Genomic DNA, 15,997 nt, shown 5'->3' with positions numbered 1-15,997 from the left:
GTGGGGAGCGGTGCCTGGGGATCACCGCTCCCGGCGGCGACCGGCGCCGTCACTGGGGGACGGGCGCCTTCGGGTTACAAGCCGCCGAGCTCCACCGCGTTCTCGGCCTCGGACTGGATGGCGTCCCAGATGTCGTCGGAGCTGTAAGTGCCGTCGACGAGGCCGTTGAGGGCCCCTTCCACGGCGCCCTTCACGGACGGGTGCAGCTCGGTGTACTCCAGCGCCGGGAACTCCGCCACGGAGGCCGCGATGATCTCGCCGACCGGCGCGTCGTTGAAGTACGGGTTGGTGTAGTCGGAGACCATCTGGGCGCCCTCGAGGGTGGACGGGAACGGTCCGGACTCGAAGGCGGCGACCTGCTGCTCGGGGGCGGTCAGCCACGCGGCCAGCGCGGCGGCCTCCTCCGGGTTCGGGCTCTGGGCCGGGACGAGCAGCCACGAGCCGCCCCAGTTGCCCGAGACGCCCGGCGCCGCGGCGAAGTCCCAGTTGCCGGCGCCGGCGTCGCCGGCGTTGTCCTCGACGATGCCGAGCATCCACGCCGGGCACGGCATGGTGGCGAAGCCGCCCTCGGCCTGGGCCGCGATCCACTCCTCGCTCCAGGAGACGAAGGTGCCGATGGCACCCATCTCGTTGAGCTCGATGATGGTGTTGACCGAGGTCTGGACGGCTTCGGAGTCGAGCGTCAGGTTGCCCTCGGCGTCGACGTACATCTGGCCGTCGGACTGGCCGGCGACTTGGCCCAGCAGCATGTTCTGCAGCTGCGTCGGGCTGTCGAGGAAGGCGGCGTCCACGCCGGAGTCGACGAAGGTCTGGGCGACGGTCGTGAAGCCCTCCCAGTCGGCCCAGGCCGCGGCGACCTCAGTGCGTTCGGTCGGCAGGCCGGCCTCGGCGAACAGGTCGGTGCGGTAGCACATGCCCATGCCGCCGACGTCGGTGCCGAATCCGGCGAGCTTGCCGCCGGGGGTGTGGCCGAGGTCCCACTTCCACTGCGGGTACTCCTCGGCGCGGGAGTCGTAGCCGTACTCGGCCAGGTCGACCCAGTAGTCCTCGTTGGCCATCATCTGGGCCATGGCCTGCTCGTCCATCGCCATGACGTCGCCGGCGCCGGATCCGGCCTGGAGGGCCGCCTCCATGGCGGGCCGGAAGTCGTTCTCGAAGTTGAGCCCGTCGCCCTCGAAGACGACGTCGATGTCGGGGTTCTCGCTCTCGTACTGCTCTTCGAGTCCGGCCTGGATGTAGCCGAGGGTGCCGAAGCCCTGGACGGTGAGCTGGATCTTGCCGTCTTCGGTCGTGCCGTCGTCACCGTCGCCGCTGCAGGCGCTCAGTGCGAGCGTGCCCGCGGCGATCGCCGCCAGGGCCGCCTTGCCGCGGTGTCTGTTGAGGAGATGCATATTCGCTGGTTTCCTTCCAGGCGCCGGTGGCGCCGTGTTGTGGGAGGGGTTGTCGCAGTCGTCGGTTCAACAGGGGTCGACCACGAGGGTCGAGGGGGCCGGGCGCGGGCGCCCGGCCGGGTGATAGAGGACGTCATCGCTTTGGGAGCGATACCAGCAGCTTACGGGAGCGTGATGCATGACGCAAGCCCGGCCGTGGGAGGAGTTACTTTTTTGTTACCTCGCCCGTGGGAGCCATGCGATCGGCGATCTTGAATACCTCGCTACGACCGTCGCGATGAGCGTTCGCTACCAGGTATTTCGATGCCTTTGCACATCCTTGGGCAATGCGCGCAAAATAAATTTAGAGATGTCAATGTATTGACATCTAGGTCGGAGTCTTGCGAGGATAGCGTGGGAGCGCTTCTTTTCGAAGGTCCGTTTCGTTCCACCCGCGTCGTATGACGGCCCCGGAGCGACACAAGCGCTCCCACCAGAACCGGACATTCAGACCAGCTCTCAGGAGTAACCCAATGGAACTCGATAACCCGGCACCGCCGCCGAGGCGACGCCGCCGATGGCGCCGCGGCGCCGCGATCGGCCTGCCGATCGCCCTGGTCGGCGCACTCGGCGCGATCACCGCACCCCAGGCGTTCGCCGCCGAATACTGCGGCGGCGTGGACTACCAAGTCGTCTCCAGCTGGAACGGCGGCTTCCAAGCCAACGTCTCCCTCACCGCGGGCACCGCCGGCCTCGACGGCTGGGACGTCGAATGGGACTTCCCGGCCGGCACCCAGGTCACCTCCGCATGGAACGTCGACTGGAACCAGAGCAGCGGCCACTTCACCGGCTCCGACGTCGGATGGAACGGCACCATCGCAGCCGGCGACACCCGCGAGGTCTTCGGGTTCATCGGCTCGGGCGACGCCACCGTCCCCACCGGATTCACCGTCAACGGCGAATCCTGCGACGGCGACGACGACCCCGACCCCACCGAGCCCGAACTCACGGTCTCGCGCGCCAACCTCGTCCTCGACGCCGGCTCCAGCGTCAGCTTCGACGTCGGCTTCACCGCCGAACTCACCGAAGACGTCGAAGTCACCACCACCCACTCCGGCGGCACCACCGACATCGGCGTCTCCGAAGGCGCCTCACTCAACTTCGGCCCCGACAACTGGGAAGACCCGCAAGAGGTCACCATCGCCGCCGCCGACGGCATCGAAGGCTCGGCGACCTTCACCGTCGCCGCCGACGGCTTCGAACCCGTCGAAGTCACTGCCACCGTCTCCGACCTCGGCGACGTCACCCAGAACGAAGACCGGTTCCTCACCCTCTACGACCAGCTGACCGGCACGGACTCGCCCTACCTCCACGAATCGGGCGTGCCCTACCACTCGGTCGAGGAGCTCATCGTTGAAGCCCCCGACTACGGCCACCAGACCACCTCGGAAGCACTCAGCTACCTGATGTGGCTCGAAGCCTCCTACGGGCAGATCACCGGCGACTGGGACCCCTACAACCAATCGTGGAACACCGTCGAGGAATACGCCATCCCCGACATGAACCCGACCAACTACAACCCCTCCAGCCCCGCGACGTACGCACCCGAGGCCGACAGCCCCGACCAGTACCCGACGCAGCTGGACTTCGACGTGCCGGTCGGCGAAGACCCGCTCGCCGACGAACTGGCCTCCACCTACGGGACCAACCAGATCTACGGCATGCACTGGATCCTCGACGTCGACAACGCCTACGGCTTCGGCGAATGCGGCGACGGCACCACCGAACCCGCCTACATCAACACCTTCCAGCGCGGCCTCCAGGAGTCCACGTGGGAGACCGTGACGCACCCGTCGTGCGAGACCTTCGACTTCGGCGGACCCAACGGCTTCCTCGACCTGTTCATCGGCGACGAGCAGTACGCACAGCAGGAGCGCTACACCGCCGCTCCCGACGCGGACGCCCGCGCCGTGCAGGTCGCCTGGCTCGCCGAGCAGTGGGCCGCCGAGCAGGGCAACGAGGGCGCCGTCACCGAGTCGCTCGAGAAGGCCTCCAAGATGGGCGACTACCTGCGCTACTCCTTCGCGGACAAGTACTTCAAGCAGATCGGCGACTGCGTCGGGGCGGACACCTGCCCCGCCGGCACGGGCAAGAACTCGTTCCACTACCTGATCAGCTGGTACTACTCGTGGGGCGCCGGCATGAACGGCGACTGGTCCTACCGGATCGGCGGATCGGGCATCCACCAGGGCTACCAGAACGTCATGGCGGCGTACGCGCTGTCGGGCGACATGGCCCCCGACTCCCCGACCGCGGCCGACGACTGGGCCACCAGCCTCGACACCCAACTCGAGTTCCTCGAATGGCTCCAAGTCCCCGAGGGCAGCGAAGGCGCCGGCGCCATCGCCGGCGGTGCCACCAACAACTGGCAGGGCAACTACGGCACCCCGGACTCCTCCGCGCAGTTCAACGGAATGGCCTACGACTGGCAGCCGGTGTGGAACGACCCGCCGTCGAACCGCTGGTTCGGCTTCCAGGCCTGGGGCATGGACCGCGTCTCGCAGTACTACTACTACACCGGTGACGAGCGCGCCGGGGCCCTGATGGACTCGTGGGTGGAATGGGTGCTGGCCAACAGCACCATCACCCCCACCGAGTACTCCTTCCCCGGTGACCTCGAGTGGTCCGGCGAGCCGGGCTCCAGCCTGAGCGCTTCGGTCGCCACCCAGTCCACCGACCCGGGCGTGGCCGGCGCCACGGCCAAGGTGCTGGCGTACTACGCCGCCGCCACCAACGACACCGAGCTCCAGCAGACCGTCGCGGACCTGCTCGACGCGCTGTGGTCGTACAACGACGGCATCGGCGTCACCCAGCCCGAGCAGCGCGCCGACTACTGCCGCTTCGGCGACGAGATCCACATCCCGGACGGCTGGTCGGGCACCATGCCGAACGGCGACGTCATCGAGCCCGGTGTCAGCTTCATCGACATCCGGTCCTTCATGAAGGAGTTCGAAGGCTGGGACCAGGTGCAGGCGTACATCGACGGCGGCTGCACCGGGCCGGCGCCGGAGTTCAGTTACCACCGGTACTGGCACCAGGTCGAGGTCGCCACGGCGTACTCCACCTATGCCGACCTGTTCGAGTAAGAAAGGCAATTGAGGGCGCCCGACGACCCGGGCGCCCCCGCAACGGGCGCGCCTCCGCTCTCGGCGGAGGCGCGCCCATTCGCATGCGCGGAACGGCCACAGCGACACCGGTGGGAGGACGACGAACGGCGGCCGTACCCGCTCGCGCGCAGGACGGTCCGGCCTGCGCGTCCGCTTCGACGCGCGGCAGGAGGAGGTGCCCTCGCTCGCGCGGGGCGGCCTTTTGCGGGACTCGCCGAGCCCGGTCACGTCCGGGTGTCCTCGCTCGCGCGGGACGATCCCGGTCAGTACCTGGGCGACCCGACCTCCATGGGGCGTACCCGCTCGCACGGAACGATCCCCATGACCGGCACCCCGGCCAAGCCGCCCAGTGGCGCGCCCGCTCGCGGAACGGCCGGTGGCGGCCCCGCGGGTGGGCATCGCGGCGCCGGCGTACCCGCTCGCGGAACGGCCGGTGAGCGCGAACAAGAACGGGCCCACGGTGGAAGACGCGCCGCTCTGTGCGCGGAACGGCCGCCGACAGACGAGAAGGCACGCCCGCGGCAGCGTGAAGCAGACGGGCGGCACCGAGCCCGCCCCCTTGGCAAATGTCATTGCGGCCGAAAAGAACAGCAGGAGCCTCGGCGAAGTCGAGGTGGCGGTGCATCGCTCGCGGCGCGGCCGACGCGCAGTTGAACATTCGGCTCGCGAGCGCCACCTGGGGAACTTCGCTGAGCACACAGGTCGGGTCCGGCTGCGCCGCCGGGCCCGACCTCTATGCTCAGAGCGCCATTGCCCTGAGTGCAGGCCCTTCGAGGGTCAGTAGACCTCGATGTCCAGATCCTGTGCGGCGTCCCAGAAACCCTCGCTCACCGGGCGCGCGCTCGCGATGCCGGCCATGGCGGAGACACCGCCCGGCAGGTAGGTCGAGGCGATCGTCGTGTAGTCGACACCGTCGTCGGCGTGCGCCACGGTCACGGTGCCGCCGCTGCGGATGAGGCGCAGCCAGATCTCGTCGGATGCGGAGTCGACCGGGGAAAGCGACCAGTCGGTGTGGTCGCGGGTGGTGACGGTGCTGACAAGGTGTTGGCCCCCAAGGTATTCGGCGCTGGTCTTCACCCAATTGGTCTCGTCGACCCGGATGGTGAGCGAGGCCTCGGAGTGCTGGTGCCGGTGTTCGGGCCGGAACCGCATGGCGATCTCCCCGTCGCCTTCCAGCTTGAGGCCGTAAATGTAGGCGTGGTCGCGCTGATGCTCATTTCCGGCGCGGCGGAGGAACGTGGACTTGATTTCGAAGTAAGGATTGATCAATCCACCATCAACAGTCCATTGTACTTCTTCTGAAGGAGATTGCATGAATCAATCATGCCACACGCGAAGAGGACACATTCGGGCAAAACAGACGACGTAACGCAAAGTTAATCGAGACTTTGCAAGCGGGGCCGCTGTGAAATACCAGCTCGGGAGTGATCCAATGCACTCGGTGCGGTCTCGGTTACTCTTTTCGGAAAGCGTTTCTTGGAGGCGGTGAGGTTGCCCCGTCTGCCGATCCGAATGCACGTGCATCGTAACGTGCTTGTGCCACATTGGCAATGGGAGTGTCCACAGCGTCGTTTGTCAACGCCCGATGTGATTCCGGTCTGCTCGTTCTGGATCGGGATCGTGTGGCGCGGCAGGATCGGCACGCGTGCGCACCGGCCCACGAAGGGCCTGTCCCGGTGGGGCTGCTGGGGGAGTGACAGTCGGTGTGGAGCAGCAGCAGCGGGGCGCCCGGGCGGCACTGGGTGCGGTGGTGTGGTGAGACATCGGGGCGGGGCCGGGTGGGATGGTGGGGCGTGGGTGGCCGGGCGCCCGGCCACCCACGCCCCGTTTACCGCGGCGGTGGTCGGCGGGCGCCGCGCGGGGGGCGACCCCGCGCGAGCTTGTCTGCGGTGTCCGCGGATCCCACTGCACCGCTGGCCTGCCGACCACCTAGGGGAACGACCGTCATGGGGCGGCTGTGTCCGGTATCTGTTTTTGCATGGACCCTCCCACGCGTCGTCAAGACGTTCAAGGGTTCTTTTTCCGCCTGTGGATAACTGCCGGAGCGGTCGGTGTTCTGGCTGGTCCTTGTTGTGGCGGCGGGGGCGGGGGACGGTTACGGTTCCCTTCCTCACCTGTGGATAAGCGAGCGGGAGGTCATCGGTGTTGCCTGTGATCTGGGATTGGCCGACTAGTCGCACGTGTGTGTGGCGTTCGCAAGCAAACTAGAGTGTCGAATCCGGCTCATGCCCGTGTCCTCTGCGGCGTCTCGACCGTTAAGCGGGGTGTAGGAGTACGAAGGGCATGGAAGCGATGGCAAATCAGGAGAGAGCGTGAGCATGCAGCATTCAGTGAGATCGGTGTCGCTGACTCCCCAGTCCTCGGGCGGGGGGCGCGGGGTTCCGCGCCAGGACCGCAGCGCTCCGCCTCGCCGCTCCTCGCGCCACACCGCCGATGGGTCGTCCGGCGACAATGCCCCCGCTCGCGGGCGGCGTTCCAGGAGCGAGCCGCCGGGGGGTTTCTTCTCCGTCGAGGATCCGCCGCCGTTCGAGGCCCCGCCCGGCATCGCGGAGATCACCGGCTGGGAGCTCGCCGCCGCCCTGTGGCGCGAGCACCTTCCCGAGCAGCTGCTCGGCGTCGACTGCGCCTCCTGCAAGCAGGCCTGGCCCTGCGACGCCTGGGAGATAGCGGACGACCTCATCAACCAGTGCTGCGAGTCCGCTCAACTGGCCGCCAAACAGGCCGCGGCCGACGCCGGTTAGCCTCGCCTCGTCAGGCTGCCGCCGGTTCGGGTGGCTTCGGCGGTGCCCGGCGATTCCTCCGTCATCCCGCGTCCATGTCCGGTCTGCTCTCTTCCGGTGGTGCCGGTGGGCGCGGTGGGTTTGTGGTGTCCGGGCTTGTGTGTGCGGTGCGGAGTCGCTGGTTTTTGAAAGTTGAGTCAGAGAGACTCAACTTTCGTGCTGTTCGTCACAATCGCCGCGTTTTCCTTGACAGCGCCCGCTCCCCGGAAGAACATGAGTCTAGCTGACTCAACTTGGATCCGGGCCCGCCCGGCCGACTGAGACATCCAGACATCTGTTCCACTATTCCGGGAGAGCAACATGGCACGTGCGGTCGGCATCGACCTCGGCACCACGAACTCCGTGGTCAGTGTCCTCGAAGGCGGGGAAGCCACTGTCATCACCAACGCCGAGGGGGCCAGGACCACCCCGTCCATCGTCGCGTTCGCCAAGAACGGCGAAGTCCTGGTGGGGGAGGTCGCCAAGCGCCAGGCGGTCACCAACCCCGACCGGACCATCCGTTCGGTCAAGCGCCACATGGGCACCGACTGGTCGGTCGACATCGACGGCAAGTCCTACACCGCCCAGGAGATCAGCGCGCGCATCCTCATGAAGCTCAAGCGCGACGCCGAGGCCTACCTGGGGGAGAACGTCACCGACGCCGTCGTCACCGTCCCGGCCTACTTCTCCGACGCGCAGCGCACCGCCACCAAGGAGGCGGGCGAGATCGCCGGCCTCAACGTCCTGCGCATCATCAATGAGCCCACCTCCGCCGCCCTGGCCTACGGCCTCGACAAGGGCGAGGAGGAGCAGACCATCCTCGTCTTCGACCTCGGCGGCGGCACCTTCGACGTCTCCCTGCTCGAGATCGCCGACGGCGTCATCCAGGTCAAGGCCACCAGCGGCGACAACCACCTCGGCGGCGACGACTGGGACGACCGCATCATCCAGCACCTGGTCAAGACCTTCAACGGCCAGTACGGCGTGGACCTGTCCAAGGACAAGATGGCCATGCAGCGCCTCAAGGAGGCCGCCGAGAAGGCCAAGATCGAGCTGTCCAGCGCCACGAACACCTCCATCAACCTGCCCTACATCACCGCCGGCCCCGACGGGCCGCTGCACCTCGACGTCGGCCTCAGCCGCGCCGAGTTCGAGCAGATGACCTCCGACCTCCTCGACCGCTGCAAGAAGCCGTTCGAGCAGGCCGTCAAGGACGCCGGGATCAACGTCGCCGAGATCAACCACGTCATCCTCGTGGGCGGCTCGACCCGCATGCCCGCCGTCTCCGACCTGGTCAAGCGCCTCATCGGCCGCGACGCCCACAAGGGCGTCAACCCCGACGAGGTCGTCGCCATCGGCGCCACCCTCCAGGCCGGCGTCCTCAAGGGCGAGGTCAAGGACGTCCTGCTCCTCGACGTCACGCCGCTGAGCCTCGGCATCGAGACCAAGGGCGGGATCTTCACCAAGCTCATCGAGCGCAACACGACGATCCCGACCAAGCGCTCGGAGGTCTTCACCACCGCCGACGACAACCAGCCGTCCGTGCTCATCCAGGTCTTCCAGGGCGAGCGCGAGATCGCGGCCTACAACAAGAAGCTCGGCACCTTCGAGCTGACGGGCCTGCCGCCCGCGCCGCGCGGCATGCCGCAGATCGAGGTCACCTTCGACATCGACGCGAACGGTATCGTCAACGTCTCGGCCAAGGACACCGCCACCGGCAAGGCCCAGTCGATGACGATCACCGGCGGCTCCAGCCTGGGCAAGGACGACATCCAGCGGATGATGGCCGAAGCCGAGGAGCACGCCGAGGAGGACCGGCAGCGCCGGGAGGAGGCCGAGGCCCGCAACACCGGCGAAGGCCTGGTCTACCAGACCGAGAAGCTGCTGGCCGAGTCCGGGGACAAGATCCCCGAGGACACCAAGGGCAGGATCAACGACGCCACCGCCACGCTCAAGTCCGCGCTGGCCGGGTCCGACATCGAGGCCATCAAGAAGGCCACCGAGGAGCTGTCCAAGGTCAGCCAGGAGGCCGGTGCGGCCATGTACGCAGCGGCGCAGGCCGAGCAGCAGGCCGCGGGCGGCGAAGCCGGTGGCGCCGAGGCCGCCGGTGGTGCTGACGACGTCGTTGACGCCGAGATCGTCGACGACGACAAGGACCAGAAGTGAGCGACGAGGACAAGCGCAAGCCCGATGAGTCCGGGGAAGCCGAAGAGGCGGCCCCGGACTCCGGCGGTGGCGACGACGCCGCCGACACCGACGACGAGCTGACCGTCGAGGACATCCTCGCCGAGGCCTCCGACGACGGCCAGGCCGCCGAGGACACCGTCGCGGTCCTCCAGGCCACGCTCGAGGAGCGCACGAGGGACCTCCAGCGTCTCAACGCGGAGTTCCAGAACTACCGCAAGCGCGTCGAGCGCGACAAGTCCCGCGCGGGCGAGCAGGCGACGGGGGCGGTGCTCTCGAGCCTGCTGCCGATCCTGGACGACCTCGACCGCGCCCGCGACCACGGCGACCTCACCGGCCCGTTCGGCTCGGTCGCCGAGCAGCTCACCGGCGCGCTCGCCAAGCAGGGCCTGACCTCGTTCGGCGAGAAGGGCGACGCCTTCGACCCGACGATCCACGAGGCGGTCGCCCACATGCAGATGGGCGACGTCGACGGTCCGACCTGCATCGACGTGATGCGCCGCGGCTACCGGCTCGGCGACAAGCTGCTCCGCGCGGCCCTGGTGGCCGTCGCCGAACCGCTCGACGAGCCGCTCGAGGAGCCGCAGCCGGTCGACCCGCCCGCCGGGAACGAGGCCGAGCCCGAGGGCGAGGCCGAGGAGCCGCTCGTCGAACCCGAGCCCGAGGGCGCGGTCGAGGCCGCCGACGACGGCGAGGAGGCCGAAGCGGCCGCCGAGGCCGAGGCCGAACCGCCTCGGGCGGAGGCCGCCGACGACGGCGAGGGCTCCGCAAAGGATCCTAAAGGCGAGCAGGACTCCTGAGTCCGCTCTGACGATCAGCATCGAAGGAGGCGTCCGGTGGCATCGCAGGAATGGCTGGAGAAGGACTTCTACGCCGAGCTCGGCGTGCCGCAGGACGCCTCCAAGAAGGACATCGAGCGGGCCTACCGCAAGCTCGCCCGCGAACTGCACCCCGACCACAACCCGGCCCCCGACGCCGAGGAGCGCTTCAAGGGCGTCTCCGAGGCCTACTCGGTGCTCCACGACGACAAGCAGCGCGCCGAGTACGACCAGATCCAGCTGATGAAGTCCGGCCGCGGCGGCTTCGGCGGTTTCGGCGGCGGGTCGAACATCAACCTCGACGACCTGTTCGGCTCCGGCGGCCCCACGGGCGGCTTCGGGGACCTGTTCGGCGACCTGTTCGGGCGCGGCTCGGGCGGCGCGCACCGCCGGCGCAGGGGCGCCGCCCGCGGCAACGACCTGCGCACCGACATCACGCTCGGCTTCGCCGACGCCGTCAAGGGCACCACCACCGAGCTGCGGATGCGCGCGCCCGGTGAATGCCAGACCTGCCACGGCACCGGCGCGGAGCCCGGCACGAGCCCCTCGCGGTGCCTGCGCTGCAACGGCTCGGGCCTGGTCACCGAGAACCAGGGCGCGTTCAGCTTCGCGCAGCCGTGCCCCGACTGCGAGGGCACCGGCACCGTCGTCACCGACCCGTGCCCCGACTGCGGCGGCACCGGCGCGGTCACCGCCGAACGCGTCATCACCGTCCGCGTGCCCGCCGGGGTCGCCGACGGCCAGACCATCCGCCTCGCCGGTCGCGGCGCGCCCGGGGAGCACGGCGGCCCCGCGGGCGACCTGCTCGTCCGCGTCGGCGTGCGGGCCCACCCGCTGTTCGCCCGCGACGGCGACAACGTGACCCTGCGCCTGCCGGTGTCCTTCCCGGAGGCCGCCGTCGGCGCCCGCATCAAAGTGCCCACACTCGACGGCCCGGTCACCATGAAGGTCCCCGCGGGCACGCCCACCGGGCGGGTCCTGCGCCTCAAGGGCCGCGGCGTGCCCGGCAAGGGCGACCTGCTCGTCACCGTCGACGTCGAAGTGCCCGCCGAGCTCTCGCCCGAGGCCCTCGAAGCGCTCGAGAAGTACGCCGCGGCGGCCCCGCCCGCCGACCGCTCGAAACTGGAACAGTTGACAGGCCAATGACGTTCGCCCGCAGACCGCTGCGACGGGCCGGACCGCCCGCCGCGGCCGTCCGCGGCCCCCGAACCGAACCCGATGGGAGTGAACCGTGACCGCTTCCGAGAACGGCGACCGGCGCCCGGGCGGCGCGCGCGCATCACGAGTGCGAACCGTGGTCGAGGTCACCTACCACCAGCGCGGCACCGCCGTCGACGACGTCGAGATCGACTTCGACGCGAAGATCCTCGCGATCTCGGCCGCCGCCGAGATGGCCGGGATGCACCCGCAGACGCTGCGCCAGTACGACCGGCTCGGCCTCGTCGAGCCCGCCCGCACGCCCGGCGGCGGGCGGCGCTACTCCGCCCGCGACGTCGCGCAGCTGCGCGAGATCCAACGGCTCAGCCAGGACGAGGGCGTCAACCTCGCCGGCATCAAACGCATCATGGACCTCGAGCGGGAGGTCGCCGTCATGCGGGCCGAGCTCGCCGCCGCCGTCGAGGAGCTGCGCGCCTCCCGCGCCCAGCTCGCCGAACTGCGCGCCATGGCCGGCCCGTTCCAGCGCCGCAGCACCGACATTGTGCTGTGGCAGGGCAAACGGCAGTGATGTCCGGGCCGCCGGCCCCCGCCGCGTCGATGGCACTGTGATCGCGGGCCGAATGCGGCTAGGATCTTCGCATGTCCAGAGAAAGACGAAAACGAAGACACCGGAAGGCGGCACCCTCCGCCGATACGGAGCCCCATTCTCTGGGGCTCCCTGGGGGGCGTGACCTGTGCTGATCGCGCTCGGTCTCGTCATCATCCTGGCCGTCACGGCCGCCACGGGCTTCTTCGTGGCCCTCGAATTCGCCTACACCGCGGTCGACCGCTCCCGGCTGGAGGACATCGCGGCCGGCGGCGACGCCCGCCGCGCCGCGCGCGCCAGGCGCGCCGCGCAGATCTGCTCGCGGCTGTCCTTCGCCCTCTCGGGCGCCCAGCTCGGCATCACCGTCACCGCCCTGTTCGTCGGCTTCTTCGCCGAGCCGTACCTCGGGCAGGGCCTGGCCGACGCGTTCGGACTCGCCGGCGTCCCGGCCGGCGTCTCGATCGCCCTCGGCGTCACGATCGCGATCGTCTTCGCCAACGCCGTCCAGATGATCCTGGGCGAGCTCGGCCCCAAGAACCTCGCCATCGCCCGCACCGAGGCCCTCGCGCTGGCGCTGGCCGCCCCCACCCGCGCCTACCTGACCGTGTGCGGGCCGATCATCCGCTTCTTCGACACCGCCTCGAACCGGCTGTTGAAACTGCTCGGCATCCACGCCGTCGAAGAGCTCGAACATTCGGCCACTCCCGAAGACCTGCACCGGATCATCGACGTCTCCCGCGACGAGGGCGCCCTCGACGCGAGCCTGTCCGAGCTGCTCGACCGCGGCCTGGACTTCTCCGAGATCGTCGCCGAGCAGGCCATGACCCCGCGCGTCAACGTCCACACCCTGCGGGCCGACGCGAGCGTCGCCGACGCGGTCGAGGCGCTCGCCGGAGGCCACTCGCGGTTCCCGGTCGTCGGCGACGACGTCGACGACATCCGCGGCGTGGTCGGCATCGGCCAGCTCATCGACGTCCCGCGCGAGGAGCGCGCCACCGTCCGCCTCGGCGAGGTCGCCGACGCCGCGCTGCTGGTGCCCGCCTCGCTGCCGCTGCCGGCCTTGCTGGAGCGGATGCGTTCGGAGCACCGGCAGCTGGCGTGCGTGGTCGACGAGTTCGGCGGCTTCGCCGGGATCGTCACCCTCGAGGACGTCGCCGAGGAGCTCGTCGGGGAGATCCGCGACGAGCAGGACCGCTTCGAGGCCGTCCCGGTCTCCCTGACCGGCGGCGCCTGGCTCATCCCCGGCCGCTGGCGCATCGACGAGGTCGCCGACGCCACCGGCGTGGAGCTGCCCGAAGGCGACCACTACGAGACCATCGCCGGGCTGGTCATGGCCGAGCTGGGGCGCGTGGCGCACCCCGGCGACGCCGTCGAGGTCGACCTCGAGGCCGAGGACGGCCCGCTGCGCTCGGTGCGGCTGGTCGTCGTCTCCAGCTCCCGGCACGTGCCGCAGGCCATCGAGTTGCAGCCGCAGCGCGTCCGCGTCGAGGAGGAGCACCGATGAGCACCGGGCCCGCACTGTGGTTCTCGCTGTTCCTGCTGATCGCCAACGCGTTCTTCGTGGCCGCCGAGTTCGCGCTCGTCGCCTCCCGGCCCCACCGGCTCGAACAGGACGGCTCCAGGGCCGCCAAGGCCGCGCTGAGGGGCACCAAGCGGCTGTCGATCATGCTCGCCGGCGCGCAGCTGGGCATCACCGCCTGCACCGTCGGGCTCGGCGCGCTCGCCGAACCGGCGCTGGCGCACCTCATCGAGGTGCCGCTGGAGCGCATCGGCCTGGAGGCCGCCGCGCATCCGATCGCGTTCACCATCGCCATGGTCGTCGTGGTGTTCCTGCACATGGTCGTCGGCGAGATGATGCCGAAGTCGTGGGCGATCACCCACCCCGAGGCGTCGGCGATGATCCTGATCTGGCCGTTCGCCGCCTATGTGGCGGTGACCAAGCCGCTCCTGCTGGCGCTGAACGAAGGCGCCAACGCGATCCTGAAGTTGTTCAAAGTGGAGCCTGCCGATGAGGTCGCGCAGGCGCACTCGCCGCAGGAGCTGCGGTACCTGCTGCGGTCCTCGGCCGAGGCGGGGGTCCTCGGCGAGCCGGAGCATCAGATCCTCGCCCACGCCATCGAGGTGCAGCGCCGCCCCGTCGGCGAGGTCGCGGTGGCCTGGCCCGAGGTGGTGACGATCCGCGACACGGCCACCGCCGTCGAGGCCGAGGACCGCAGCCGCGAGACCGGCCGCTCCCGCCTTGTCGTCGTCGACGAGGAGGGCCGCCCGGTCGGGCTCGTGCACGTCCGCGAGGCCGTGCAGGCCGCGCCGCTCACGCCGGTGACCGAGCTGGCGTCCGCGCCGCTCCTGGTCGGGGCCGACACGACCGTGGCCGGCGCGGTGACGCTCCTGCGGCGCCAGCGCTCGCAGCTGGCGCTCGTGACCGGCCCGGGCCGGGAGATCACCGGCCTGGTCGGCATGGAGGACCTCCTCGAGGAGATCATGGGCGAGTTCGAGGACGAGACCGACACGGTCGGCTGACGGCCGGGGCGCCGGCGCGAGGCGCCGGGCGGCCCTGGACGGCTCCGCCGATGTCCGGCTCCGCCAAGAACGGCGACGACACGCCTGGCGCGCGTGTCGTCGCCGTTTTCGCCGTCTTCAGGCGTGATCATGACTCATCAACCGTTTCCCGTGACCGAGTCAACTGGAAGATCATGTCGAAATTCTTCGAGGAGACCGGGCCCGAATTCGCCGTCAGCATGCGCGGTTACGACCGCCAGCAGGTCGACGAGTTCACCACCCGGCTCTACCGGAACATCCAGACCAGCCAGCAGCAGCACACCGATGCCCAGACCGCCCTCGACGCCGCCGAGCGGCAGCTGCGCCGCGCCGAGGAGCGGATCACGGCCCTGGAGGGCCGCGTCGCCGACCGCGCCGCGCAGATCGCCGAGGCCGAGCAGCCCACCCTGGCCGGGCTCGGCGCCCGCGTCGAGAAGATCCTGCGCGCCGCCGAGCAGGACGCCGCCGTCCAGCGCCACGAGGCCGGGCGCCAGTCCGCCGCCATGCTCACCGAGGCCCGCGCCGAAGCCGAGGCGATGATGCGCTCGGCCCGCGTCGAGGCCGCCGAGACCACCGCCACCACCGAGCAGGACGTGGCCGAGATCCGCTCCCGCGCGACGGCCGAGACCACCGAGCTGCGCGAGAACGCCCGCCGCAACCACGACCTGGCCTGCGCCGACGCCAAACGCGAAGCCCAGACCGCGCAGGGGCAGGCCCGCTCCGAAGTCGAGAAGGTCCGCAGCCGCGCCGAGCGGGAGATCGCCGTCCTGCGCGCGACGGCCGAACGCGAGGTGACCGAGCTCAAGGCCCTCGCCTCCCGGGAGGCCGACGAGCACCGGACCGCCGCGCACCGGCTCACCGCCGAGGCCGCCGAGCTCCGCAAGCGGCGCACCCAGGAGCTCACGCTCGCCGAGGCCGACCGGCGCGAACGCGCCCAGAAGGAGGAGGTCGACCGCCACCAGACGGCCGTGGCAACGGCGCAGCGGATCGTCTCCGAGGCCGAGGAGCGGCTCGCGCTCGCCGAGGAGCGGGCCCGCACCGCCGAGAACCGGGCGATCGAGCGGCGCGAGGAGGCCGACCAGCAGGCCAGGGACACGATGCAGCGTTCGGTCGACCAGGTCAGGGCGGTCAAGTCCGATTCGGAGGCGGAGGCGGAGCGGATCCGCCGCAGCGCCGCCGAGCGGGCCGAGGAGTGGGTCCAGCCGCTCGCCGAAGAGGTCGAGACGCTCGAGCGCCAGCGGGACAGCGCCGGGTCGAACCTGGGCGACCTGCGCCGCCAGCTCGGCCTCGTCGCCGGTGAGGACGACACCCCGCCCCCGCCGTCGCGGGTCCCGATCAACCGGCAGCGGGAACCCTCCGACCTGGACTCGACGCAGCAGCTCCCGGTCGTCGGCTAGGGCGGACGCGGGGCTTGCGG

Annotated in this window: 10 protein-coding genes and 1 pseudogene; 9 read left to right on the top strand and 2 right to left on the bottom strand. The window is 70.0% G+C overall.

Annotation, left to right across the window (positions count from 1 at the left end; translation table 11 throughout):
- Window positions 1–74 precede the first annotated feature (74 nt).
- A complete protein-coding gene (locus YWW_RS0111535; protein WP_026930239.1) occupies window positions 75–1,391 on the bottom strand; it encodes an ABC transporter substrate-binding protein in 1,317 nt (438 codons plus the stop codon).
- A gap of 512 nt (window positions 1,392–1,903) precedes the next feature.
- On the opposite strand from YWW_RS0111535, the gene YWW_RS0111530 reads away from it, so the two are divergent.
- Window positions 1,904–4,516, top strand: coding sequence for a glycoside hydrolase family 48 protein (locus YWW_RS0111530; RefSeq protein ID WP_026930238.1), 2,613 nt, complete (start codon window positions 1,904–1,906; stop codon window positions 4,514–4,516).
- Between the two features lie 798 nt (window positions 4,517–5,314).
- Here YWW_RS0111530 and YWW_RS0111525 read toward each other — a convergent pair.
- The gene (locus tag YWW_RS0111525) at window positions 5,315–5,851 is read right to left on the bottom strand and encodes a DUF1349 domain-containing protein (protein ID WP_081687389.1); all 537 of its coding nucleotides are present in this window, start codon (window positions 5,849–5,851) and stop codon (window positions 5,315–5,317) included.
- 1,004 nt (window positions 5,852–6,855) lie between these two features.
- Here YWW_RS0111525 and YWW_RS0111520 point away from each other — a divergent pair.
- From YWW_RS0111520 to YWW_RS29815, 8 genes and pseudogenes are all read left to right on the top strand, one after another.
- On the top strand, window positions 6,856–7,278 hold the full coding sequence (locus YWW_RS0111520) for a hypothetical protein (RefSeq protein ID WP_155830139.1): 423 nt from the start codon (window positions 6,856–6,858) through the stop codon (window positions 7,276–7,278).
- Window positions 7,279–7,617: 339 nt separating this feature from the next.
- Window positions 7,618–9,462 carry a molecular chaperone DnaK gene (dnaK, locus tag YWW_RS0111515; protein ID WP_026930235.1) on the top strand — a complete coding sequence of 615 codons (1,845 nt, stop codon included), beginning with the start codon at window positions 7,618–7,620 and terminating at the stop codon, window positions 9,460–9,462.
- Window positions 9,459–10,040 (top strand): annotated as a pseudogene (grpE, locus tag YWW_RS35070) (nucleotide exchange factor GrpE); the annotation flags it as partial. The gene dnaK and the pseudogene grpE, both read left to right, overlap by 4 nt.
- 276 nt (window positions 10,041–10,316) lie before the next feature.
- Window positions 10,317–11,444 (top strand): molecular chaperone DnaJ, encoded by a 1,128-nt coding sequence (gene dnaJ / locus YWW_RS0111505; RefSeq protein WP_026930234.1) that lies wholly within the window; start codon window positions 10,317–10,319, stop codon window positions 11,442–11,444.
- 199 nt (window positions 11,445–11,643) lie between these two features.
- Window positions 11,644–12,024 (top strand): heat shock protein transcriptional repressor HspR, encoded by a 381-nt coding sequence (locus YWW_RS37760; RefSeq protein ID WP_026930233.1) that lies wholly within the window; start codon window positions 11,644–11,646, stop codon window positions 12,022–12,024.
- Between the two features lie 166 nt (window positions 12,025–12,190).
- Window positions 12,191–13,546 (top strand): hemolysin family protein, encoded by a 1,356-nt coding sequence (locus YWW_RS0111495; protein WP_026930232.1) that lies wholly within the window; start codon window positions 12,191–12,193, stop codon window positions 13,544–13,546.
- Window positions 13,543–14,562, top strand: coding sequence for a hemolysin family protein (locus YWW_RS0111490; protein WP_026930231.1), 1,020 nt, complete (start codon window positions 13,543–13,545; stop codon window positions 14,560–14,562). The genes YWW_RS0111495 and YWW_RS0111490 overlap by 4 nt, the downstream gene beginning before the upstream one ends.
- 173 nt (window positions 14,563–14,735) lie before the next feature.
- Complete coding sequence (locus tag YWW_RS29815; RefSeq protein ID WP_051325675.1) at window positions 14,736–15,977, top strand: coiled-coil domain-containing protein; 1,242 nt, start codon at window positions 14,736–14,738, stop codon at window positions 15,975–15,977.
- Window positions 15,978–15,997: the final 20 nt, after the last annotated feature.

The sequence above is a fragment of the Glycomyces tenuis DSM 44171 genome, from assembly GCF_000427885.1.
Classification (GTDB): domain Bacteria; phylum Actinomycetota; class Actinomycetes; order Mycobacteriales; family Micromonosporaceae; genus Glycomyces; species Glycomyces tenuis.
This window is presented reverse-complemented; position numbering and strand designations above follow the sequence as displayed.

Coding starts and splice junctions, on each gene's coding strand:
- YWW_RS0111535 (WP_026930239.1), bottom strand. CDS start 1,391: ATGCATCTCCTCAACAGACACCGCGGCAAGGCGGCCCTGGCGGCGATC.
- YWW_RS0111525 (WP_081687389.1), bottom strand. CDS start 5,851: ATGCAATCTCCTTCAGAAGAAGTACAATGGACTGTTGATGGTGGATTG.
- YWW_RS29815 (WP_051325675.1), top strand. CDS start 14,736: ATGTCGAAATTCTTCGAGGAGACCGGGCCCGAATTCGCCGTCAGCATG.
- YWW_RS0111520 (WP_155830139.1), top strand. CDS start 6,856: ATGCAGCATTCAGTGAGATCGGTGTCGCTGACTCCCCAGTCCTCGGGC.
- YWW_RS0111490 (WP_026930231.1), top strand. CDS start 13,543: ATGAGCACCGGGCCCGCACTGTGGTTCTCGCTGTTCCTGCTGATCGCC.
- dnaK (WP_026930235.1), top strand. CDS start 7,618: ATGGCACGTGCGGTCGGCATCGACCTCGGCACCACGAACTCCGTGGTC.
- YWW_RS0111530 (WP_026930238.1), top strand. CDS start 1,904: ATGGAACTCGATAACCCGGCACCGCCGCCGAGGCGACGCCGCCGATGG.